20 protein-coding genes are annotated in these 20,957 nt (G+C 67.0%); 8 read left to right on the top strand and 12 right to left on the bottom strand.

All coding sequences use genetic code 11. The features are described from left to right. The first annotated feature begins 4 nt into the window (after positions 1–4). Positions 5–277: a hypothetical protein gene (locus C0J29_RS03955; RefSeq protein WP_120791590.1), complete on the top strand. Its 273-nt coding sequence runs from the start codon at positions 5–7 to the stop codon at positions 275–277. Positions 278–472: 195 nt separating this feature from the next. Here C0J29_RS03955 and C0J29_RS34330 read toward each other — a convergent pair whose 3' ends face one another. Continuing rightward, positions 473–601 carry a hypothetical protein gene (locus C0J29_RS34330; protein WP_269456402.1) on the bottom strand — a complete coding sequence of 43 codons (129 nt, stop codon included), beginning with the start codon at positions 599–601 and terminating at the stop codon, positions 473–475. A gap of 41 nt (positions 602–642) precedes the next feature. Between C0J29_RS34330 and C0J29_RS03950 the strand changes: the two genes are divergently transcribed. Both C0J29_RS03950 and C0J29_RS03945 read left to right on the top strand, forming a co-directional pair. After that, on the top strand, positions 643–1,947 hold the full coding sequence (locus C0J29_RS03950; RefSeq protein WP_120791589.1) for a DUF1800 domain-containing protein: 1,305 nt from the start codon (positions 643–645) through the stop codon (positions 1,945–1,947). Next, positions 1,944–3,110 carry a DUF1501 domain-containing protein gene (locus tag C0J29_RS03945; RefSeq protein ID WP_120791588.1) on the top strand — a complete coding sequence of 389 codons (1,167 nt, stop codon included), beginning with the start codon at positions 1,944–1,946 and terminating at the stop codon, positions 3,108–3,110. Before C0J29_RS03950 ends, C0J29_RS03945 begins: the two co-directional genes overlap by 4 nt. Here the strand turns inward: C0J29_RS03945 and C0J29_RS03940 are convergent. The 3 genes from C0J29_RS03940 to fgd are packed head-to-tail and all read right to left on the bottom strand — an operon-like array spanning position 3,105 to position 7,333. Further along, positions 3,105–4,250, bottom strand: coding sequence for an acetate kinase (locus C0J29_RS03940; RefSeq protein ID WP_120791587.1), 1,146 nt, complete (start codon positions 4,248–4,250; stop codon positions 3,105–3,107). The genes C0J29_RS03945 and C0J29_RS03940 overlap by 6 nt on opposite strands. Beyond that, the gene (pta, locus tag C0J29_RS03935) at positions 4,243–6,312 is read right to left on the bottom strand and encodes a phosphate acetyltransferase (protein WP_120794536.1); all 2,070 of its coding nucleotides are present in this window, start codon (positions 6,310–6,312) and stop codon (positions 4,243–4,245) included. Before pta ends, C0J29_RS03940 begins: the two co-directional genes overlap by 8 nt. 10 nt (positions 6,313–6,322) lie before the next feature. After that, positions 6,323–7,333: a glucose-6-phosphate dehydrogenase (coenzyme-F420) gene (fgd, locus tag C0J29_RS03930; RefSeq protein ID WP_065042934.1), complete on the bottom strand. Its 1,011-nt coding sequence runs from the start codon at positions 7,331–7,333 to the stop codon at positions 6,323–6,325. 94 nt (positions 7,334–7,427) lie between these two features. Between fgd and C0J29_RS03925 the strand changes: the two genes are divergently transcribed. Beyond that, complete coding sequence (locus C0J29_RS03925; protein WP_120791586.1) at positions 7,428–8,180, top strand: MBL fold metallo-hydrolase; 753 nt, start codon at positions 7,428–7,430, stop codon at positions 8,178–8,180. A gap of 34 nt (positions 8,181–8,214) precedes the next feature. On the opposite strand, the gene C0J29_RS03920 is transcribed toward C0J29_RS03925, so the two are convergent. The 6 genes from C0J29_RS03920 to C0J29_RS03895 are packed head-to-tail and all read right to left on the bottom strand — an operon-like array spanning position 8,215 to position 13,453. Beyond that, positions 8,215–9,531, bottom strand: coding sequence for an NtaA/DmoA family FMN-dependent monooxygenase (locus C0J29_RS03920; protein WP_120791585.1), 1,317 nt, complete (start codon positions 9,529–9,531; stop codon positions 8,215–8,217). Continuing rightward, positions 9,528–10,643 carry an LLM class flavin-dependent oxidoreductase gene (locus tag C0J29_RS03915; RefSeq protein WP_120791584.1) on the bottom strand — a complete coding sequence of 372 codons (1,116 nt, stop codon included), beginning with the start codon at positions 10,641–10,643 and terminating at the stop codon, positions 9,528–9,530. Before C0J29_RS03915 ends, C0J29_RS03920 begins: the two co-directional genes overlap by 4 nt. Beyond that, positions 10,640–11,707, bottom strand: a complete 1,068-nt coding sequence (locus C0J29_RS03910; protein WP_120791583.1) for an LLM class flavin-dependent oxidoreductase — start codon at positions 11,705–11,707, stop codon at positions 10,640–10,642. Before C0J29_RS03910 ends, C0J29_RS03915 begins: the two co-directional genes overlap by 4 nt. After that, entirely contained in the window at positions 11,704–12,186 is a 483-nt protein-coding gene (locus tag C0J29_RS03905; RefSeq protein WP_065163406.1) for a GNAT family N-acetyltransferase, read from the bottom strand. The genes C0J29_RS03910 and C0J29_RS03905 overlap by 4 nt, the downstream gene beginning before the upstream one ends. Next, positions 12,183–13,043, bottom strand: a complete 861-nt coding sequence (locus C0J29_RS03900; protein WP_065163438.1) for an SAM-dependent methyltransferase — start codon at positions 13,041–13,043, stop codon at positions 12,183–12,185. The genes C0J29_RS03905 and C0J29_RS03900 overlap by 4 nt, the downstream gene beginning before the upstream one ends. 59 nt (positions 13,044–13,102) lie before the next feature. Further along, a complete protein-coding gene (locus C0J29_RS03895) occupies positions 13,103–13,453 on the bottom strand; it encodes a DUF3054 domain-containing protein (RefSeq protein WP_162951386.1) in 351 nt (116 codons plus the stop codon). A 67-nt stretch (positions 13,454–13,520) separates the two neighbouring features. On the opposite strand from C0J29_RS03895, the gene C0J29_RS03890 reads away from it, so the two are divergent. The 3 genes from C0J29_RS03890 to C0J29_RS03880 are packed head-to-tail and all read left to right on the top strand — an operon-like array spanning position 13,521 to position 16,539. Continuing rightward, positions 13,521–14,711: an acyl-CoA dehydrogenase gene (locus tag C0J29_RS03890; RefSeq protein ID WP_065163405.1), complete on the top strand. Its 1,191-nt coding sequence runs from the start codon at positions 13,521–13,523 to the stop codon at positions 14,709–14,711. After that, positions 14,711–15,931 (top strand): serine hydrolase domain-containing protein, encoded by a 1,221-nt coding sequence (locus C0J29_RS03885; RefSeq protein ID WP_120791581.1) that lies wholly within the window; start codon positions 14,711–14,713, stop codon positions 15,929–15,931. The genes C0J29_RS03890 and C0J29_RS03885 overlap by 1 nt, the downstream gene beginning before the upstream one ends. A gap of 2 nt (positions 15,932–15,933) precedes the next feature. After that, entirely contained in the window at positions 15,934–16,539 is a 606-nt protein-coding gene (locus C0J29_RS03880; RefSeq protein ID WP_120791580.1) for a hypothetical protein, read from the top strand. Here the strand turns inward: C0J29_RS03880 and C0J29_RS03875 are convergent. Then, entirely contained in the window at positions 16,536–18,002 is a 1,467-nt protein-coding gene (locus C0J29_RS03875) for an HNH endonuclease signature motif containing protein (protein WP_120791579.1), read from the bottom strand. The two genes, C0J29_RS03880 and C0J29_RS03875, sit on opposite strands and share 4 nt — an antisense overlap. A gap of 72 nt (positions 18,003–18,074) precedes the next feature. Then, positions 18,075–19,358, bottom strand: a complete 1,284-nt coding sequence (locus tag C0J29_RS03870) for a DDE-type integrase/transposase/recombinase (RefSeq protein WP_120791578.1) — start codon at positions 19,356–19,358, stop codon at positions 18,075–18,077. A gap of 274 nt (positions 19,359–19,632) precedes the next feature. Between C0J29_RS03870 and C0J29_RS03860 the strand changes: the two genes are divergently transcribed. Further along, positions 19,633–20,865 carry a DDE-type integrase/transposase/recombinase gene (locus C0J29_RS03860; protein WP_120791577.1) on the top strand — a complete coding sequence of 411 codons (1,233 nt, stop codon included), beginning with the start codon at positions 19,633–19,635 and terminating at the stop codon, positions 20,863–20,865. Positions 20,866–20,957: the final 92 nt, after the last annotated feature.

Below are 20,957 nucleotides of genomic sequence, written 5' to 3'. Positions count from 1 at the left end.
CGAGATGACCAGCCTGTTGACTCCCGCTGAGCTGGACCTGGACGCCCTGGATGCTGACGTCGCCGAGTTGTTCGCCGAGGTGGACGCCATCCTGTGCGCGGCGGTTGCCGCCGCCCGCAGGCCGCCCGCGCGCCCGGTGACGACCTACGCCCCACTCAGGGCCTGGAGCGGACCGGCACACCCGGTGCGGGCCGTCCAGCGCAGCCCTCCGGCTTCCCCGCACACATGGTCACTACTGAGCAGTGAAAGGCAGGTGATGACATCACAAATGACCTAGCCGAGCGGCCCGCACCCCGGCCAAACGAGTGAGCGTGCTCTTCCCTCAAGCACACCAAAGCCTATTCAGGCACTGAAGGCCGGGCCGGGCGCCGGCCGCGCTTTACCGCTTTCCCTGTCCATCGAGTGTGCGGCTACCGTCGAGATCCGCCAGGATTTCGACGGTAGCCGCACTGTCAAAGCAGCAGGTGCACAGTCAAACTCGCGAACGTGCCGCTGCCGCCTCCAGAGCGGCACGGACCCGCCGCACAATTGCGGCGGGATGGTTCTCCGCGACCACCCGGACGACGATCCAGCCCATCCACTTACCTCGATCCAGAGCCACACTCAGCGAAAACATAGGTTTGCGCGCGACAGTGGTTCACTATGGCCGGGCAGTCCCCACGGTGGATCATGACGGCCCGCGTCCTGCGCCGGTGCGGGTTCGGGGCCACGGGCGCCGAGGTCGACGCGGTGGTGGGCCAGAACTGGCCGACCTACGTCGACGCCGCCCTGGCCGCCGATCCCGACGCCGACCGGGGGGCGCTCGCCACCCCGATGCCATCACTCCCGCCCCCACAGCCGCCCGCCAGAGGCGCCACGAAGGCGGCGCGCGCCCAGTATCGGCGTCAGCTCTCCGAACAGAACGACGAACTGACCCGATGGTGGCTGAGCCGCATGCTCGCCGTCGAGCTGCCGCTGCACGAGAAGCTGACGTTGTTGTGGCACAACCACTTCGCCACTTCCGCGCAGAAGGTGCGGATCGCGGCGTACATGGCGGCGCAGAACCAGAAGCTGCGCACCTTGAAGCTGGGCGACTTCCGGACTCTGGCGTACACGATGCTCACCGACGCCGCGATGCTGCGCTGGCTGGACGGACAGCTCAACACCGCCAAAGCTCCCAATGAGAACCTGGCCCGCGAATTCATGGAGCTGTTCACCCTCGGCCACAACAACGGGTACACCGAGGACGACGTGCGCGCCGGCGCCCGCGCCCTGACCGGATGGACGATCGGCGATGGCCAGCCGGTGTTGGTGGCCCGCCGCCGCGACCCCGGACTCAAAACCCTGTTCGGCGTCACGCGGGACTTCGATGCCGCCGGGTTCTGCGACGCGGTCCTGGCCCGGCCCGGTTCGGCCGCGCACGTCGCCGGGCACCTGTGGCAGCAGTTGGTGTCCGACGAACCGCCGTCCGGGCCGGCACTCGAGCGCATCGTCGCCGCGTACGGCCCCCGGCGTGACCTCAAGGCGCTGACCCGGGCCGTCCTCACCGACGACGAGTTCACCGGCGGCCGTGCGACCGTCGTCAACACTCCCGTCGAGTGGCTGGTCGGCGTGATCCGTGCGCTCCGGCCTGCCGAGCAGCACGACAAGCTGGTCGAGACCACCCTCAAGGTGCTGGGCCAGCGCCCGTTCTTCCCCACCGACGTCAACGGCTGGCCGCGCGGCCAGGTCTGGTTGTCCACCGCGTCGGCCACCACGAGGCTGCGCACCGCCGCCAAGTTCGCCCGGTCAGCGGACTTGTCGACGATCGACAGCACCGCGCCTGGCCAGCGGATCGACGCGGTCGGATACCTGATCGGCGTGGGCGCGTGGACAGACCGCACGGTCGAAGCCCTGCAACCCCTGGTGCGCCAGCCCGAGCGCCTGGTGACCGCCGCCGTCAACACACCGGAGTACCTGACCTCATGAACCGCCGCAAGTTCCTGATCGCCGGCGCCGGGGTGGGTGCGGCCGGCCTCTTGTCCGGCGCGTTGGCGGTCGACTGGGACGACCTGCTGCGGGCCGCGCAGGACCGTCCGCTGGCCGCGGGCGACGGGGTGCTGGTGATCGTCACCCTGTACGGCGGCAACGACGGCATCAACACGCTGATTCCCTACGCGGACAACGCTTATCACGACGCCCGCCCGGAACTGGCCTACGCTCCCGAAGACGTCCTGCACCTCGACGATCAGCTCGGCCTGAACCCCGCGATGCGCGGCCTGGCGCAATTGTGGAACGAGCGGCGTCTCGCCATCGTGCGCGGCGCTGGCTATCCCAAACCCGACCACAGCCACTTCCGGTCCATGGACATCTGGCAGACCGCGTCGCCGGACGCCCCCGTTGCCACCGGTTGGATCGGCCGGTGGCTCGACGCTACCGGTGACGACCCGCTGCGCGCGGTCAACGTCGGCAGTGTGCTGCCGCTGCTCGCGGTCGGCGAAAAGCAAACAGCGGCAGCGCTTTCGACATCTGGTGACGGTGGCAAGTCCGACAGGTTCGACGCGACCATGCAGGCGCTCTCGGCCGACGATCCCGGCGACACCCCTGCCATGGCTGCGGTCGCCAAGTCCTACCGCGCCGCTCGCACCACCAACGCGAGATTTGAATCCGTCCAAGGGGCGGAGTCGCAGAACGCACTGGCGGCCCGGCTCAGTCTGGTGGCCGCCGCCATCAAGGCCCGGGTTCCGACTCGGGTCTACCTGGCGCACCTCGGCGGCTTCGACACCCACGCCAACGAACGCGGCACCCAGCAGCGACTGCTGCAGAGCTTCGACGAAGCCGTCACCGGGTTCCTGCAGCAGGTGGCCGGCGCCAACGTCGTGGTGCTGGCCTACTCGGAGTTCGGTCGCCGCGTTGCGGCGAATGCGTCCCAGGGCACCGACCACGGCACCGCCGGACCGGTGTTCGTCGCGGGCGCGCCGGTCAAGGGCGGGTTCTACGGCGACGAGCCGAGCCTGACCGACCTCGACCACGGAGACCTCAAGTACACCACTGACTTTCGCGACGTCTACCACGAGCTGCTGGTCGGGACGCTGCGCACCGACCCCACCCCGTCGGTCGGTGCCGGCCGCACCAACCTGGGATTTCTATAGCAGGCTGACGCAGTCGCGGGCGATGGCCAGTTCCTCGTTCGTCGGCACCACCAGCACGGCGACGGACGAGCGGTCGCTCGAGATCCGGCGGGCGCCGGAGCCCGTCGCGGCATTGCGTTCCTCGTCGAGCTCGATCCCGAGCTCGCCCAGTCCTGCCAACGCATCTCGGCGCACGGCCGCGTCGTGCTCGCCGATTCCGGCTGTGAAACTGATCACGTCGGTGTGTCCCAGCACCGCCAGGTACGCGCCGATGTATTTGCGCAGCCGGTGGATGAACACGTCGTACGCCAATTTCGCTGCGGTGTCACCGGATTCGATCATCGCGCGCAACCGGCGGAAATCGCGCTCGCCCGCCAGGCCCAGCACCCCGGACCGCTTGTTCAGCATTGACTCGATCTCGTCGACATCCATGTTCGCGGTCCGCCACAGGTAGCTGAAGACACCCGCGTCGATGTCACCGCTGCGGGTGCCCATCACCAGACCTTCCAACGGTGTCAGGCCCATAGACGTCTCGACCGGACGCCCGCCTGCGACCGCGGACGCCGACGCCCCGTTACCCAGATGCAGCACGATCTGATTCAGCTCGCCGGCCGGCCGGCCCAGGAATGTCGCCGCCTGGCCGCTGACGTACTCGTGTGAGGTGCCGTGGAATCCGTACCGGCGGATCTGCCATTTCTCGGCGAGTTCCCGGTCGATGGCGTAGGTGGCGGCGGCCGCCGGCAGGTGGTGGAAGAACGCCGTATCGAACACCGCGATGTGCGGCACTCCGGGCAGCAGCTTGCGCGCCACCTCGATGCCCTGCACAGCGGGCGGGTTGTGCAGCGGGGCCAGCGGCGCGAGCTTCTCGAGTTCGCGGACCACCGCGTCGTCCAGCAGCGTGGGACGGTGAAAGTGGTTGCCGCCGTGGACCACCCGGTGCCCCACCGCGGCCAGTCCGCAGCGCTGCAGGTCGATGCCGTCGTCGTTCAGCATCTCGAACGCGCGACGGAGCGCCGCGTCGTGGTCAGCGATGGGCGACGACGGCTCCCCGATCTGTTCGACCGTGCCACCCGCCCGTGACGCTCCGGAATCCGGATCGACGAGCTGGAATTTCAGCGACGACGATCCGGAGTTGATCACCAGCACCAGACGATCACTCATCGCAGCCCTGCGCCTGAATCGCGGTTATGGCAACGGTATTCACGATGTCTTCGACCAGCGCGCCCCTAGACAGGTCGTTGACCGGTTTGCGCAGACCCTGCAGCACCGGCCCGATCGCGATGGCGCCCGCGGACCGCTGCACCGCCTTATAGGTGTTGTTGCCGGTGTTGAGGTCGGGGAAGATCAGCACGGTGGCGCGGCCGGCCACCGGGGAGTCGCGCATCTTGGTCGCCGCGACCGACGGGTCGACCGCGGCGTCGTACTGGATCGGCCCCTCGACCAGCAGTTGTGGATCCCGGGAACGCACCAGTTCGGTTGCCTTCCTGACCTTTTCGACATCGGCACCCGAACCGGAGTCCCCCGTCGAGTAGGACAGCATGGCCACCCGCGGCTCGATACCGAACTGAGCGGCCGTGCGCGCCGAAGAGATCGCGATGTCGGCAAGCTGTTCGGTAGTCGGGTTGGGGATGATCGCGCAGTCACCGTAGGCCAGCACCCGGTCCGGCAGACACATCAGGAAGATGCTGGACACCGTGGACACGTCCGGCACCGTGCGGATGATCTCCAGCGCCGGGCGCACGGTGTGCGCGGTGGTGTGCACGGCACCGGACACCATCCCGTCGACCTTGCCGTTGTACACCAGCATGGTGCCGAAATACGTTGCGTCGTTCATGATCTCGCGGGCGTGCTCGAGCGTGACGCCCTTAGCCTTGCGCAGTTCGGCGTATTGCTGCGCAAAGTGTTCGTGCAGTTCGCTGGTGCGCGGGTCGATCACCGTCGCATCGTCCAGGCTCACACCGAGTTCGGCTGCGCGGGAACGCACTTGGGTTTCGTCGCCCAGAATCGTCAAGTCGGCGACGGAGCGCTGCAGCAGACGGCCGGCCGAGCGCAGGATCCGGTCGTCCTCGCCCTCGGGCAACACGATGTGCCGGCGGTCCGCCCGGGCTCGCTCCTGCAGCTGGTGGGTGAACATCTGCGGCGTGGTGACCGTCGGGATCGGGATGGTGAGCTGCTCGAGCAGATCATCGATGTCGACGTGCCGGTCCATCAGTTGCAACGCCGTGTCGATCTTGCGTTGCGAGGAAGCGGTGACGCGGCCGCGGGCCGTGGCCGCCGCGCTGGCCGTGTCGTAGGTGCCCAGCGTGGTGGCGATGATCGGCAACCGCAGCCGCAGCCCGGCAACCAGGGCGGCGATCGACGGGTGCAGGTCGAAGCCGCCGTTGAGCACCAGACACGACAACGACGGAAACCCTTCTGCCGCATGGGCACTGGCAACCGCGAGTACCACGTCTGAGCGGTCGCCCGGGGTGATCACGGCCATGCCGTCGCGCAGCCGCTCGAGGCAGTGGTCGGCGGTCATGCCGGCGACCATCACGCCCATCACCTCGCGCTGGGCCAGTTGTTCGTCACCGCGAATCGGTGTCCCGTTGACCGCGGTGGTCAGTTCGGCCACCGTCGGCGCGGCCAGCAGTGGCTCCTCGGGCAGCACGTAGGCGCGCGGGGTGAACTTGCGCAGCGCATCCGCGACGGCAGGCATCTCGGCTGGTTCACACCGGTTGGCGACGACAGCCGCGGTATGTGCCCGCTGCGCGGACAGCTCGGCCAGACACACCTCCACGACACTGGCGACCTCGTCGGGCGTGCGGTCCTTGCCGCGAACCGTGAGCAGGACCGGTGCGCCCAGGTTCACCGCGATCCGCGCGTTCACCGAAAGCTCGGCCGGACTGGTCACGTCGGTGTAGTCGCTGCCGACGATCACCACCGCGTCGCAGTGCTCGGCCACCGCGTGGTACGCGTCGACGATCCCGGCTATCGCGGCGTCGCCGTCGTCGTGCAGTTGTTGGTACGTCACCCCGACGCACTGTTCATACGTCAGGCCCGCGGTGGACTGCTCGAGCAGCAATTCCAGGATGTAGTCGCGGCCCTTCTCATGACGCGTAATCGGCCGGAAGACACCGACTTTCGCGGCCGTGGCCGCCAGCCGGTGCATCAGCCCCAGCGCGATCGTCGACTTGCCGGTCTCCGATTCGGGCGCCGCGATGTAGATGCTGGAGGCGGGCACGGCTGGCGTGTCAGCCAAGTCTGCGGAGTCGCGGCGCCAAGTCCTTCTCGAACAACTCCAGGAACCGTCGCTGGTCGTGCCCGGGTGCGTGGAACACCAGGTGGTTGAGGCCCCAGGTCACGTACTGGCCGACCTTTTCCACGGCTTCGTCGGGGTCGGACGCGACGATCCAGCGCTTGGCGATCTGCTCGATCGGCAGGGCGTCGGCGGCCTTCTCCATCTCGATCGGGTCGTCGATGCTGTGCTTCTGCTCGGCGCTCAGCGACAGCGGTGCCCAGAACCGGGTGTTCTCCAGCGCCAGGTCCGGGTCGGTGTCGTAGGAGATCTTGATCTCGATCATCTTGTCGATGTCATCGATGTTGCGCTCGTTGATGGCGGCGCCTTCTTTGACGGCCGGGATCAGCTTCTCGGTATACAGCTCCTCGCCCTTGCCGGAGGTGCAGATGAAGCCGTCACCGGCGCGGCCGGCGTACTTGGCCACCGCGGGACCGCCGGCGGCGATGTAGACCGGCACACCGCCCTCGGGGACGTCGTAGATCGAGGCGCCCTTGGTGCGGTAGTACTCGCCGTCGAAGTCGACGCGGTCACCGCGCCACAGTTCGCGCATCAGCCGCACCGACTCGCGCAGCCGGGCGAAGCGTTCTTTGAAGTCCGGCCAGTCGCCTTCGTATCCGGTGGCGATCTCGTTCAGTGCCTCGCCGGTGCCGACGCCCAGGAAGATTCGGCCCGGGTACAGGCAGGACATGGTGGCGAAGGCCTGGGCGATGACGGCGGGGTTGTACCGGAAGGTCGGGGTGAGCACTGAGGTACCCAATTGCAACCGTTCGGTGCGCTCCCCCACGGCGGTCATCCAGGCCAGCGAGAACGGGGCGTGCCCGCCCTTGTGCCGCCAGGGCTGGAAGTGGTCGCTCACGGTGGCGCTGTCCATGCCGTGTCCTTCGGCGAGGACGGCCAGTTCGACGAGTTCACGCGGTGCGAATTGTTCAGCGGACGCTTTGTATCCAAGCTTCAGTTCAGCCACTAGTCTTTTCTACTCCTAGCGGCTCCCGGCCTCACGGTCGCGACCCGCTTCGCCCGGCTTCGCCGCGCTTGCGATCGCTCCTAGACTTTCCCGCATGTCCGGCCAGACGCAACTTATTCAGATCACCGACACGGTTCACCTCGCCCAGGGCCCCGCGGTCAATTGGACCCTGGTCACCGACGACACCGGCGTCATGCTGATCGATGCCGGCTATCCCGGCGACCGCGAAGAGGTGCTGGGCTCGCTGCGCAAACTGGGATACGGCCCCGGCGACGTGCGCGCGATCCTGCTCACCCATGCCCATATCGACCATCTGGGCACCGCGATCTGGTTCGCCGCCGAGCACGGCACGCCGGTGTACTGCCACGCCGACGAGGTGGGCCACGCCAAGCGTGAATATCTGGAACAAGTGGCGATTCACGATCTGGCACTGCGCCTCTGGCGCCCGCGCTGGGCGGTGTGGACCGTGCACGTGGTGCGCAGCGGCGGCCTGATCCGCGATGGGATCCCGACCGCCCGGCCGCTGACCCCGGACGTCGCTGCCGGGCTGCCCGGCCGGCCGCAGCCGGTGTTCAGCCCCGGCCACACCAACGGCCACTGCTCGTATCTGGTCGACGGGGTCCTGGCCAGTGGCGACGCGCTGATCACCGGCCATCCGCTGATCCGCCATGACGGGCCCCAGCTGTTGCCAGCCATTTTCAGCTACAGCCAGCAGGACTGCATCCGGACCCTGTCGGTCCTGGCTGAGGTGGAAACCGAGATCCTCGCCCCCGGGCACGGCCCGCTGTGGCGCGGCCCGATCCGCGAAGCCACCGACGCGGCTCTGCGCAAGGCGGGGGCTTTGTGACGGTCATGTCGCGGTGATCAGGTACGTGCCGCGCTCAGGAGGCTAAGCCGAGGTTCTCCCGCAACGTCTCACCCGGGTACTCGGACCGAAAAGCACCACGCTCCTGCAGCAGCGGGACCACCCGGTCGACGAACTCGTCGAGACCGTGCGGTGTCAGGTGCGGCACCAGGATGAACCCGTCACACGCGTCGGCCTGCACGTAGCGGTCGATCTCGTCGGCGATGTGAGCGGCGGTGCCGACGAACTGCTCCCGGCTGGTCACCTCGATCACCAAATCGCGGATCGACAGGTTCTCCGCCTGAGCCCGCTCCCGCCAACGCCGTGCCAGCGCAACCGGATCACCATGACGCACCCGCCCCTGCGTGATATCGCTGTCGACGACCGGTTCGATCTCGGGCAGCGGACCGTCCGGGTCGTAGTCGGAAAGCTCAAGCCCCCAAACCTGTTCCAGCATTCCGATGGCGGTGGCGCCGCTGACCTGCTGGCGGCGGACGTGGCGCGCCTTGTCCTCAGCTTCGTCGGGGGTGTCCCCGATGACGAAGGTGGCCGCCGGAAAAACCTTGAGCTGATTGGGATCCCGGCCATAGGACTGCGCCCGGCCCTTGACGTCGGCGTAATAGCGCTGGCCGTCCTCGAGCGAACCGTGCAGGGTGAACAGCGCATCGGCATATCGGGCGCCGAAAGACCGGCCCTCGTCGGAATCGCCCGCCTGCAACAAGATCGGATGGCCCTGTGGGCCGGCCGGCAGCGTCGCAAAGCCCGTCACGTCGAAGTGCGAACCGGTGTACTGGACGCGGCGGATCCCCGCGGGATCAACGTAGACGCCGTCCTTGAGGACCACCGCATCCGGCGCCCAGCTGTCCCAGAATTCCCGCGCCACGGTGACGAACTCCTCGGCGCGCCGGTAGCGGTCGGCATGGGCGAGAAAGCCGCCCCTGCGGAAGTTGGCGCCGGTGAACGCATCCGACGATGTGACGATGTTCCAGCCGGCGCGACCGTCCGAAAGGTGATCGAGCGTCGCGAATTGTCTTGCCACTTCGAAGGGTTCGTTGAAGGTGGTGTTGATGGTGCCGGTCAGGCCGATGCGGTCGGTGGCGCCGGCCAGTGCCGCCAGCACGGTGAAGGTATCCGGCCGGCCCACCACGTCCAGGTCGTGAATGTGGCCACGGTGCTCACGCAGGCGCAATCCTTCGGCCAGGAAGAAGAAGTCGAACAATCCGCGTTCGGCGGTCCGCGCCAGATGAACGAACGACTCGAACTCGATCTGGCTGCCGGCGGTCGGGTCGGTCCACACCGTGGTGTTGTTGACGCCCGGAAAGTGCACCGCGAGATGAACGGGCTTGCGGCTCATGGGGTCAGGCCCCAATTCTGCGCGATCAACTCGTGCGAGCGCAACCGGTCGGAGTGACTGTGGGTGACGGACGTGACGACCAGTTCGTCGGCTCCGCTCACCCGCTGGAGCGCTCGCAATCGTTCCGCGACCTCGTCCGGGTTGCCGACGAATTGTGTTGCGAGCCGGTCCTTCACCAGCTCGTACTGTTCGTCGGTGAGCGGCCCGCACTCGCCCGGCGCCGGATAGGGCATGGCGCCCACGCCGGTCCGGATCGAGTAGACCCAGTGACCGTAGCCGGCGGCCAACCGCTGCGCGGTCTCGGTGTCGTCGGCGACCACGATGTCCGCCGACACCACCACGTACGGCTCCTTGAGGGCAGCGGACGGCACGAACGTGTCGCGGTAGGCCTCGATGGCCTCCAGTGCGGTGGCCGGCGTGATGTGATAGCTGGCGACGAACGGCAATCCCAACGTCCCGGCCACCCGCGCACTCTGGCCTCGGGTGCTGCCAAAGATCCACGGCCGCAAACCACTTCCCTCGCCGGGCACCGCGTGCACGTCGAAACCGCCGGCGTGATAGCTGCCGTCCAGCAGGGCGAGGATGTCGTTTACCTGCTCGGCGAAGTCGGGCGACACGGCCTCCGGTTGCTGCAGGATCTCCATGGTGGCCGCCAGCCGTTCCAGATCGAGCATCCCTCGTAGGTCGAACGGTGTCGGAACCACCACGCCGTCGACCTCGTGCCATACGCGTGGCGGCCGGGGCGGGCGCGGCTTCTTCGGTTTGCCCTCCTCGGAGCGCCGCTGCCCGGACCGGCCGATACCAAGGTCGATGCGCCCGGGGTAGAACGCATCGAGCATGCCGAAGTTCTCAACGACTGCGACCGCCGTCGTGTACCCCAGTTGGACCGCTGCCGCACCGACGCGAATCGTGTTGGTAGCGGCCGCGATCTGACCGATAAGCACGGCTGGCGACGAGCTGGCGACGCCGACGAAGTGATGTTCGGCGATCCAGTAGCGGCGGTAGCCCCAGCGTTCGGCGTGCTGCGCCAGGTCGATGGTGTTGTGCAGCGCGGTGGTCGCGGTGCCGCCGGCACTGATCGGCGCCAGGTCCAGGATCGACAACGGAATCATCGCTGCACCGCCGTGTACCGGTTGACCGCGACCGGCAGGCCGAGTCGCTCGCGCAGCGTTTCGCCGTCGCGGTACTCGGAGCGGAACTCGCCGGCGCGCTGCAACAGTGGCACCACCGCGTCGACGATCACCGGGAGGTCGGTGGCGTGCACCGCGGGACGCAGCCGAACACCGTCGGCGCCCGCGCGTTGCCACGCCAGCAGCAGGTCTGCAAGTTCGTCCGGGCTACCGCCCCAAACCAACGTGTCGGACCGGAAGTCGGTTTCCCCGTGGAACGAAACCACAATGTCAGCAAAGACTTTCAGATGTTCACCGATCCCGCGTACCTCGTTCAGCAGGGTGTCCAGGGACGTATCTGAAGGCGTGACGAAGACGACGTCGGCGGTCTCGGCCGCGAACTCGTACACCGGTGTGGCGTGGGCCAGCACCGCGATCACCGGCTGACCCTGCGGCGGCCGGGGTGTGATCGACGGCCCTTTGACGGAGAAGAACGGTCCGGTGAAATCGATGTAATGCAGCTTGTTCCGGTCGATGTAGCGGCCGGTGGCGACATCACGGATGACCGCGTCGTCCTCCCAGCTGTCCCACAACCTGCGCACCACCTCGACATAGTCGCGGGCTTCGGGAAACAAATCCTCGGGTCGCACGGTCCGCCTGCCGAACAGCGCCGCCTCGTGCGTGGTGACGCTGACCCGAGGCTGCCAGCCGGCCCGGCCGTGCGAGACATAGTCAAGGGTGGCAATGGCTTTGGAGATATGGAACGGCTCGGTGTGGGTGACGGTGGCCACCGGGATCAGGCCGATATGCCGGGTGGCCGGGGCGACGCGAGCGGCAGCCAGCACGGCGTCGCCGCGTCCGGCCAGGCGGTGCGGATCGATGCGCTCGCGGCGTCCGGGCTGCGGCATGAGCGAGTCGTCGATGGTCAGGAAGTCCAGTAGGCCGCGCTCGGCCGTCATCGCGAGCTCGGCCCAGTACTTTCCGCTGAGTACAGAGCGGTTTTCCTGCGCCAGCGCCCAGGCCTGCGTGTGCCAGCCGTAGCCGTCCAGTGCGACCCCGAGATTCATGCGAGCGCCTTCAGGAAAGCGATCGGGAACACCGGCCCCTGTGACGGCAGAGGTTCGGACAGCCGGGTGTATCCGGTCGCTTCGTAAAGCTCTTCGGCCTCAGGCTGACGGTCACCGGTGATGAGGTACACCCTGGTGTAACCGCGGCGGGCGATCTCCGATTCCAAGGCGGCCAGTAGTGACCTGGCATAGCCGCGGCGGCGGTGGTCGTGGTGTGTCCAGACGCGTTTGAGTTCGGCGGTCTCGGCGTCGAACCGGCAGAACGCGCCGCCGGTCACCGGCTGGCCGTCCAGCACGCCGATCAGCATCCCGCCGTCCGGAGGCGCGAACTCACCCGCCGGGCCGTCGACGAGCCACTCGGCGATCCGTTGCGGGTCCGCGTCGTAGCGTTGCGCGTACTCGTCGGCCAGTTCGGTCAGCAGCGGTTGGGCCAGCGGGTCGTCCAGGGCGGCCGGCACGAAGCGCAGCTGCCCCGTCACCGGTCACCCATCATCGCCGTCACGTAGCGGGGCGTGATCGCCAAGTCGTGCCGGCTGACCCGCCGGCGGCCCGCGAGACCGACGGTGGACAGCAACTCGACCAGCGTCCTGTCATTGGTCCGCCAGCCGTGAGCCTCGAGATTCTCAGGGAGCGAACCGAATTCGGCGGAGTAGGTCAACTTGGCCAGATCGATGTCCAGGCCCTCCTGGCGCCAGCCATCGATGAAGGCCCGGCCCTCCTGGAGCTGCGCCTCGGTCCACGGCATGTGGTCGGCGGCAAACCGGCTGCCGGCCGCGCTGGATGCGCTGAGCTGATGCAGCAGCCGATCCTGCGCATCCGGCGGCAGGTAACCGATCAACAGGTTCTCGGCTATCCAGACCGTCGGTTGCGCTGGATCGAATCCGACCCGCCGCAGCGCCGTCAGCCAGTCGTCACGAAGGTCGACTCCCACGGCGCAGCGATGGGTGGTCAGCTTCCCCCCGAGGCCGCGCAGCACCTGCGCCTTGAAATCCATCACCCCCGGCTGGTCGCACTCGTACACCGTGGTTCCAGGCGGCCACCACAATCGGTAGGCCCTGGTGTCCAGCCCACAGCCGAGATTGACCGCTTGGCGGATGCCCGCTCGCGCGGCTCTGGTCAGGTACTCGTCCAGGAACCGGCCGTGCACGGCAAGAATGTTGAGCATCCCGTACATGACGGGGTCACCGCCGCCGTCGGCCGCATACTGCTCGTCCTCGATCACCCGGATGAAGTACTCCACCCCCGCGGCGCGCACCAGAGGCTCGGCGAACGGATCGTTGATCAAACCCTTGTTGGTCCCCACCGCCCTGGCCACCGCACCGAACGTCGCCGTCATGCCGACACCGGTGGCCGGGTCCCAGGTGTCGCCGTCGGTGCGTACCACTGATCGGGCCGTCAGCCGTCCGAACCGTGCCGGCCCGCGCGTGCTGAGAGGGCTGTGATGGCGGCCCGCCAGCCGAGCAGGAATACGGCGGTCACCGTCGAGGCCACCACCACGAACGCCCCCGCCACACTGGCTGAACTGGCTTTACGCAGCAGCATGCCGACCACCACGGTCGATATCCAGACGATCACTCCGGTGGGCGCCACGGCCGTCGGCCGCCGCCATCCGCGGGACAGTAGCCAGCCCAGAGCCGTCCCGCTCAGGAACGGCCAGGCGGTGGTCGCCAACCCGCTGACATTGATGCCTTCGTCGTGGCTGCGCCGCCCGAGGGCACAGAAAACCAGCACGGCCACCACGTCCATCCCGAGCCACGCCAGCCCCCGCCGCGTTGCATGCAGCGAGACTACCGGGCGGGGGCAGGATTGACCCATGAGCACCGACCAGACTGCACCGTCATTCGACCCCTTCGACCCGCTCGGGCTGGACGCGTCGCTGTCCAGCGACGAGATCGCCGTGCGTGACACGGTGCGCGCGTTCTGCGCCGAGCAGGTGCTTCCGCACGTCAGCCAGTGGTTCGAGGACGGCGACCTGCCGGTGGCACGCGAATTGGCCAAGCAGTTCGGCGAACTGGGTCTGCTGGGCATGCATCTGCAGGGCTACGGGTGCGGCGGCGCGTCCGCGGTCCATTACGGCCTGGCCTGTCTGGAGTTGGAGGCCGCCGACTCCGGCATCCGGTCGCTGGTGTCGGTGCAGGGGTCGCTGGCGATGTTCGCGATCTGGAACAACGGCTCGGAAGAACAGAAGCAGCGGTGGTTGCCGGGGATGGCGGCCGGTGAGCTGATCGGATGCTTCGGGTTGACCGAACCCGATGCCGGGTCCGACCCGGCCGCGATGAAGACGCGGGCACGCCGCGACGGGTCGGACTGGGTGCTGAACGGGCGCAAGATGTGGATCACCAACGGGTCGATCGCCGACGTCGCGGTGGTGTGGGCCGCGACCGACGAAGGGGTTCGCGGCTTCATCGTCCCGACCGACACACCGGGGTTCTCCGCCAACACCATTCACCACAAGCTGTCGTTGCGGGCGTCGATAACCAGTGAGTTGGTGCTCGACGACGTCCGGTTGCCAGACGAGGCGTTGTTGCCTGGCGCCACGGGTCTCAAAGGGCCGCTGGCCTGTCTGTCGGAGGCGCGCTACGGCATTGTCTGGGGTTCCATGGGTGCGGCGCGCTCGGCCTGGCAGTCTGCCCTGGAGTACGCGAGTCAGCGCACCCAGTTCGGTCGCCCGATCGCGGCGTTCCAGCTGACCCAGGCCAAGTTGGTGGACATGGCGGTCGAACTGCACAAGGGACAGTTGCTGTCGCTGCATCTGGGCCGCCTCAAGGACAGCGTGGGGCTGCGCCCGGACCAGGTGAGCTTCGGCAAGCTCAACAACACCCGGGAGGCGATCGAGATCTGCCGGACCGCACGAACCATATTGGGCGGCAACGGGATATCGCTGGAGTACCCGGTGATCCGGCACATGGTCAACCTGGAGTCGGTACTGACCTACGAAGGCACCCCGGAAATGCATCAGCTGGTCCTCGGCCAGGCATTCACCGGCATAGCCGCGTTCCGGTGATGCGGCGGCGCCTCGCCGGCGTGGCCGCCCTGGTGTTGCTGGCCGGTTGCGCGGTGCAGCGGGTGGTGCCTCCGGCACCGCCGAGCGTTGCCGCGGCGCAGGCCGACGCGGTGATGCGGATCGTCCGTGACTTCATGGGGCAGGCCCACCTGCGCGCGGCGATCGTGCGGGTGACGGTCGATGGCCGGGAGGTTGTGACGCAGGCCGCCGGCGAGTCGATGACCGGTGTGCCGGCCGGTGCGAACATGCACTTTCGCAATGGCGCGGTGGCCATTTCGTATGTGGCGACGTTGCTGCTGAAGCTGGTCGACGAGAAGAAGGTCAGCCTGGAAGACAAGTTGTCCAAGTGGTTGCCCGACTTCCCGCACGCCGACCGCGTCACACTGGCCCAGCTCGCCCAGATGACTTCGGGCTACCCCGACTACGTCATCGGCAATGATGCGTTCAACAACGCGCTGTACGGTAATCCGTTCCGGCAGTGGACCACTGCGGATATTCTGGCCCAGATCTCTTCGCGGCCACTGCTGTACGAACCGGGGACGAACTGGAATTACTCGCACACCAACTACGTACTGTTGGGGATGGCGCTGGAGAAGGCGACCGGCCACGACATGCCGTCGCTGTTGCAGTCCAAAGTGCTTGCGCCGCTGGGCCTGACGCAGACCGCAAACTCGGATACCCCCGTGATTCCAGACCCGGCCCTGCACGCGTTCAGCTCGGAGCGCCGGGAGTTTCTGAAGATACCCGCTGGGGTGCCGTTCTACGAGGAGTCCACGTTCTGGAACCCGTCCTGGACGATCACCCACGGCGCAATCCAGACCACCAACATCTACGACATGGAAGCCACCGCGGCCGGCATCGGGTCGGGCAGGTTCTTGTCCGCCGAGTCGTACAAGAAGATGGTGTCGACAGACTTGCGCGGCAAGACGCGACCCCAGCCGGGTTGCCCGACGTGCTTCGATCAAAGTGACGAATACACCTATGGTCTCGGGATCGTGATCTCCGGAAAGTGGCTGTTGCAAAACCCGATGTTCTCCGGGGAGGCCGCCGTGGAGGCGTACCTGCCGTCGCAGAAGGTGGCGATAGCCGTCGCGGTGACCTATGCGCCTGAAGCCTTCGATGATCAGGGCAACTACACCAATCAGGCGGACATCCTGTTTCGCAAGATCGGCGCCGAGTTGGCGCCCAATGACGCCCCACCCATGCCACCCGGGAGATAGCCGTGAAAGTCCTTGCACGCCTTGGTGCGATCGTTGTCCTGTCGCTGGCTCTGGCGCCGGCGGCAGCGGCCGACCCCGCCGGTGGGTTGCCGCCGATGACCTCAACCGGCAGCGGACCCGTCATCGGCGGAGGCGGTAGTGCGAGTGCGATCTCGCAGCAGCTGTTCAGCTTCCACGATCCGAACGTGCAGGAGGTCGACGGGTCCGATGCGGCCCAATTCATCACTGCCGCAGCCGCCGTCACCAACCGCGACCTCGCCACCGTCTTCCAGCCTCTGCAGCGGGCACTGGGCTGCCAGACGAACGGGGCCGGCTTCGGGGCGCGCGCCTATCGTCGCGCTGACGGACAGTGGGGCGGCGGCATGCTGGTGATTCCGAAGAGCGGCGTTTCCGACGTCGATGCCCTCACCGCGTGCGCCAAGTCCAGTTGGCGGCGGGCCACGATGGGCACGCCGACATCGATGTGCAACAGCGGATGGAGTTACCCGCCATACAGTTTCACCCACAAGGGTGAGGGCTATTTCGTCCTGCTGGCCGGGACGAACTCGGACTTCTGCAATCCTCCGAATGCGAACTTCCGGAGCAATGCGAGTTCCTGGCCCACCTAGAAGGGTGGGGGTTCGTCGTCGGGTGGGCCGGTGGCGGTGATGCGGGCTTGGTGGTTGGCGCGGCGTTCGGCGGTGACGCGGGCGGCGCGGGCCTGGGTGCGGGTGCGCCGGCGGGTGGGCATCATCGCGGTGCGCTCGGCGCAGTAATCCGCCGGTGGGGTTTGGGCTTCGGGGGCGGGCATCCCACCCACCGCATGGCACAGGCTGGGAAACAGCAACGCGGAGCCGGGGGTGGTGACGTGGGTGTCCCCACCCGGGGAGGTCAGGATCAAGGTGCCGTCGGCGAGTTGTTTCTCGGTCCAGCCCCAAAACGTTTTCATCAAATGATGCGTACGGCAGTAGCACTTGAGGTTGCCCGCATGGGTGGGCCCACCGGAGGCGTAGGGGATGGTGTGGTCGACATCGCAGTGCGTGGCCGGCACATCACAGCCCGGCCAGCGGCAGGTCAGGTCCCGGGCCCGCACGAAATCGGCGAGCGCTGGTGAGGGGTGGTAGTGCGGTTCGGGGGCGGCGTAGCCGGGATGGATCAACGGCACCTGCTTGGCGGACAGGGCCAACTCGGCCAACAGTTCGGGGGTGATCAGGTCCTCGCCACCCAACAGGCACCCCGGCTGGTCGCTGTGGCCATTGAGGGTGGCCTGTTCGGCGACCACATGGATCACCACCGGCGAGGCGGGCTTACGCCCGGCGGCGGTGCAATCGGCGCGGCCGCATTCACAGCCCAGCCGGGTGGCATCGGCGGCCAGCGCCCCCATGGCATCAGCGCGGCGCTGAGCCACCGTGCGCGGATCGTTCGGGCACACCGTGGCCGCCAACGCCGAGATCCGCGCATCGAGGGCTTTGGCATCGGTGCTGCGCAGGCGTCCCTCCACCTGGCACAACCCGTTGAGCTCCTGGCTGATCCACACCTCCCGATCAGCCTGGGCCTCTGTGCGCCGCCGGACGGCATCGGCGTCGGCGTCGGCGACGATCTGGTCGATCTTCTGCGACAACCGCCCCCGGCTCAGCGACGGCCACCGTGTCACCCGCGCGGCGACCCGCTCATCCACCGCCGCCAGCACCTGGGGGTCCTCGATCAGCTCGGTGCGGAACACGATCGTCGCGAACGCCTCCAGGTCAATGTCCCCGGCACAGAACACCGCCGCGACCTGCGGTAGGCGCTCGCGCATCGCCCGGGCATAATGCAGCTTGGTCTCTGCGCGGCCCTGGCTGATCTTCAGCCCCGCGGCGACCTCCCCGGCCACCGCTTTGAACGTGTCGATCGCCCACTGCCCCGTCTCAGAGCCCGCCACCGAGCGGTGGGAGAACAACTGCCCGATCGCCACCAACTCCGCGGCCTGGGCCTGATTGACCACCCGCGCCGCCGCACCGATCCGCGTCATCCAACCGGCCGATTCCTCGGTCTTTTCTAGAAGTGCCCTGCGGTGGGCCACCACCTCCAGGTAGCCGTCATACCCTTCCATCCCGGGTGCGAGTGTGATGTCTCAGGACATCGGTGACAGTTCTGTGTCAGGACATCGGTGCCAGTTGGTGTGTCAGGACTTCGGTGACGTTTTGTCGTCGTTTTTGGGGTGTGGGCCGCGGGGTCGTCCGTTGCCGACGTAAGTCACCCCGGGTGCGGGTCTTGTGTGCTCGATGAGGACTTCGCCGTCCAGGTCGGCGACGATGATCTTGTCGCCGTTGGTGACGACCAGGACCTGGTCAAAGCCGCGTCGTCCATCGACCTTGTACTGGACCCCCGCGAGCATGAATGTTCCGGCGGTGGTCAGTGTCCTGACGCTGGTGCCGGCGGGCAGGTCTTTGGGTGCGGGTGCAGGCCGGTGCCGCTTAAGTGCAGCTTGGACGAAGAAGGGCTGGTCGGGTTTGGGGCGGGGAGCCTGCGCCTTCTCGGTGGCCTCCCAGGCCGCGCGGGGTGTGATGCGGCCAGGCAGCCCTTGGTGGGGGCGCTCGTTGTTGTAGATGTCGTCGAAGGCGTCGATTTGGGTCTGCAACTCGGCCAGCGTGCGCGCGAGAGGCTGCTTGTCCAAGTAGCGGAACAAGGTCTGATGGAAGCGTTCGTTCTTGCCCTGGGTGGTCGGTTTGTAGGGCTTGCCGGTCATCGCCGCCACGCCCAGGCTTGCGAGGTGTTCTACGAGCTGGCCCAGGTATCCACGCCGCGAGGGGTTAAGCGCGAGCCCGTTGTCCGACAGCAGTCGTTGGGGCACTCCGTGGGCGGCGATGGCCTTGTCCACCACTGCGATCGCGTCCGTGGCGGTCTCGCTGAATGCGACGTGGGAAGCGACCGCGTAGCGGGAGTGGTCGTCGATGAGCTGGAAGATTACGCACTTTCGTCCGCCGCTCAGCACGTACTCGGTCGCGTCGAGTTGCCAGCACGCATTCGGCGCCGGATAGACGAACCGCCGCCATGCCGAGCGGGGCTTCTTCTTCGGCTCCAGACGAGCCACGCCAGCCTCACGGAAGATGCGCGCCAGCGATGCCGTGGAAGGCACCGGTTGTAGGCCCATCGCGCGCATCTTTTCGTGCACACTGATCGGCCCGTGATCCAGGCCGGAGGCCTCCAGTGCGGCACGCACGGCCACAGCCTGCTCCTTGATCGCATCGCTCAACTTCGATGGGCTCGACTTAGGTCGTCTCGTCCTGGGTTCAAGTACTGCGGCCGGCCCGTCGGCCCTGGCGCGTTTACGCAACTCGTAGAACGACTTGCGGGAGATGCCGTACTCGGCGCAGAACGTCGAAACCGCCCCGCGGGGCGCGTCATCGGGCCACTGCGAGATAGCAAGCCGGACCAGAGGATCGATCGGTTCATTAACAGCCACCACCCGAACCCTGAGGCAGAAATGTCACCACCAACACAGCCCGAACTGTCACCGATGTCCTGACACAGAACTGTCACCGATGTCCTGGGAGATGACACATCCCGGGTGCGAGGAACGGCAGCCTATCGAACATACTTTCGATTATAGCCGCTACCCCCGACCGCGTTGACTCGTCAGAAATGCGCGCGAAAGGGTGATTCGTTGCCTCATCGAGAATGCGCGCGTGGACGGCGCGCCTGCCTGGTCGGGTCAGCAATGAGTTCGGTAGGCCCGGTTGATGGGGTTGACATTGGCAGAGCGCAGGGCGGTGACCCAATCAGCGGCGACTCGTTATCAGCAGGCCGGTAAGCGCGGTAAGACCCGGATTCTTGACGAGTTGTGCGCCAACACGGGCTGGCATCGCAGCCATGCCCGCAAGGCACTGAAAGCCGCGCTGGCCCCCAGGATCATGTCTGCACGAAGTCCGCGGCCCGTGAAATACGGCGAGGATGTGATTGCTGCGCTGACGATCTGCTGGACGGTGCTGGGCATGCCCGCCGGCAAACGGCTCGCACCCATGCTCACCGAGCTGGTAGCCGTGCTGCGCCACTTCCGGGAGCTGGTCATCAGTGACGAGACGGCGGCACTGCTGGTATCGATGTCGGCGGCCACCATCGATCGCCGCCTGGCCGATGAACGGGCCAGATACAAGATCAAAGGACGCGTGGGCACCAAGCCGGGGTCGCTGATCCGAAGTCAGATCCCGGTGCGCACCTGGGCCCAATGGGATGACGCTGTGCCCGGCTTCGTCGAGATCGACACGGTCTTCCATGACGGCGGCAATCGGGGTGGAGGCCATGCGTTCACGTTGACGGTCACCGATATCGCCACCGGCTGGACCGAAAGCCGCTCGCTACCGGACAGGACGGCCAAACACATCCTGGCCGCCCTCAATCAGATCGCCGCCGCGATGCCGTTCCCGATCCTCGGCGTGGACTGCGATAACGGATCGGAATTCATCAACGACGACCTCTTGGCATGGTGCCAAGACCGGCGAATCACCTTCACCCGGTCACGGCCGGGCAACAAGAACGACGGCTGCCACGTCGAGCAGAAGAACTGGGTGGTGGTCCGCACCGTGGTCGGCTACTACCGCTACGACACAGCGTCAGAACTCTTGCTACTCAACGAGATCTGGCGAATGCAGTCACAGCTGACCAACTACTTCCACCCCCAGCAGAAATTGGTATCCAAAGTCCGCAAAGGCGCCAAGGTATCCAGAAAACACGACACGGCCACCACCCCGTTTCACCGGGCGACCGACCACCCGAGTATGACCGTGGACCGCATCGTGGCGCTCAAGCGGACCTACTCACTGATCAACCCAGCCGCCACCCAACGCCAGATTCAGGCGTTGACCAACCAACTCTTCACCCTGACCACCAGCAAAGCCCCAGCCGGCGTCCCGACTCCACTCACCAAGCGCGCACGTTCACGTGAGGCAACCAACAAACCTTCGCGCGCATCTTGACATGAGGCAACTTGCCGACACGTTGACTCGTCAGAAATGCGCGCGTCCGCCAAGTGGATGGGGTTGACGTCGGCAGGGCGCAAGGCAGTTGC

It is taken from the genome of Mycobacterium paragordonae (assembly GCF_003614435.1).
Lineage (GTDB): Bacteria > Actinomycetota > Actinomycetes > Mycobacteriales > Mycobacteriaceae > Mycobacterium > Mycobacterium paragordonae.
The sequence above is the reverse complement of the archived record's forward strand: the minus strand, read 5'-3'. Positions and strand labels throughout refer to the sequence as shown.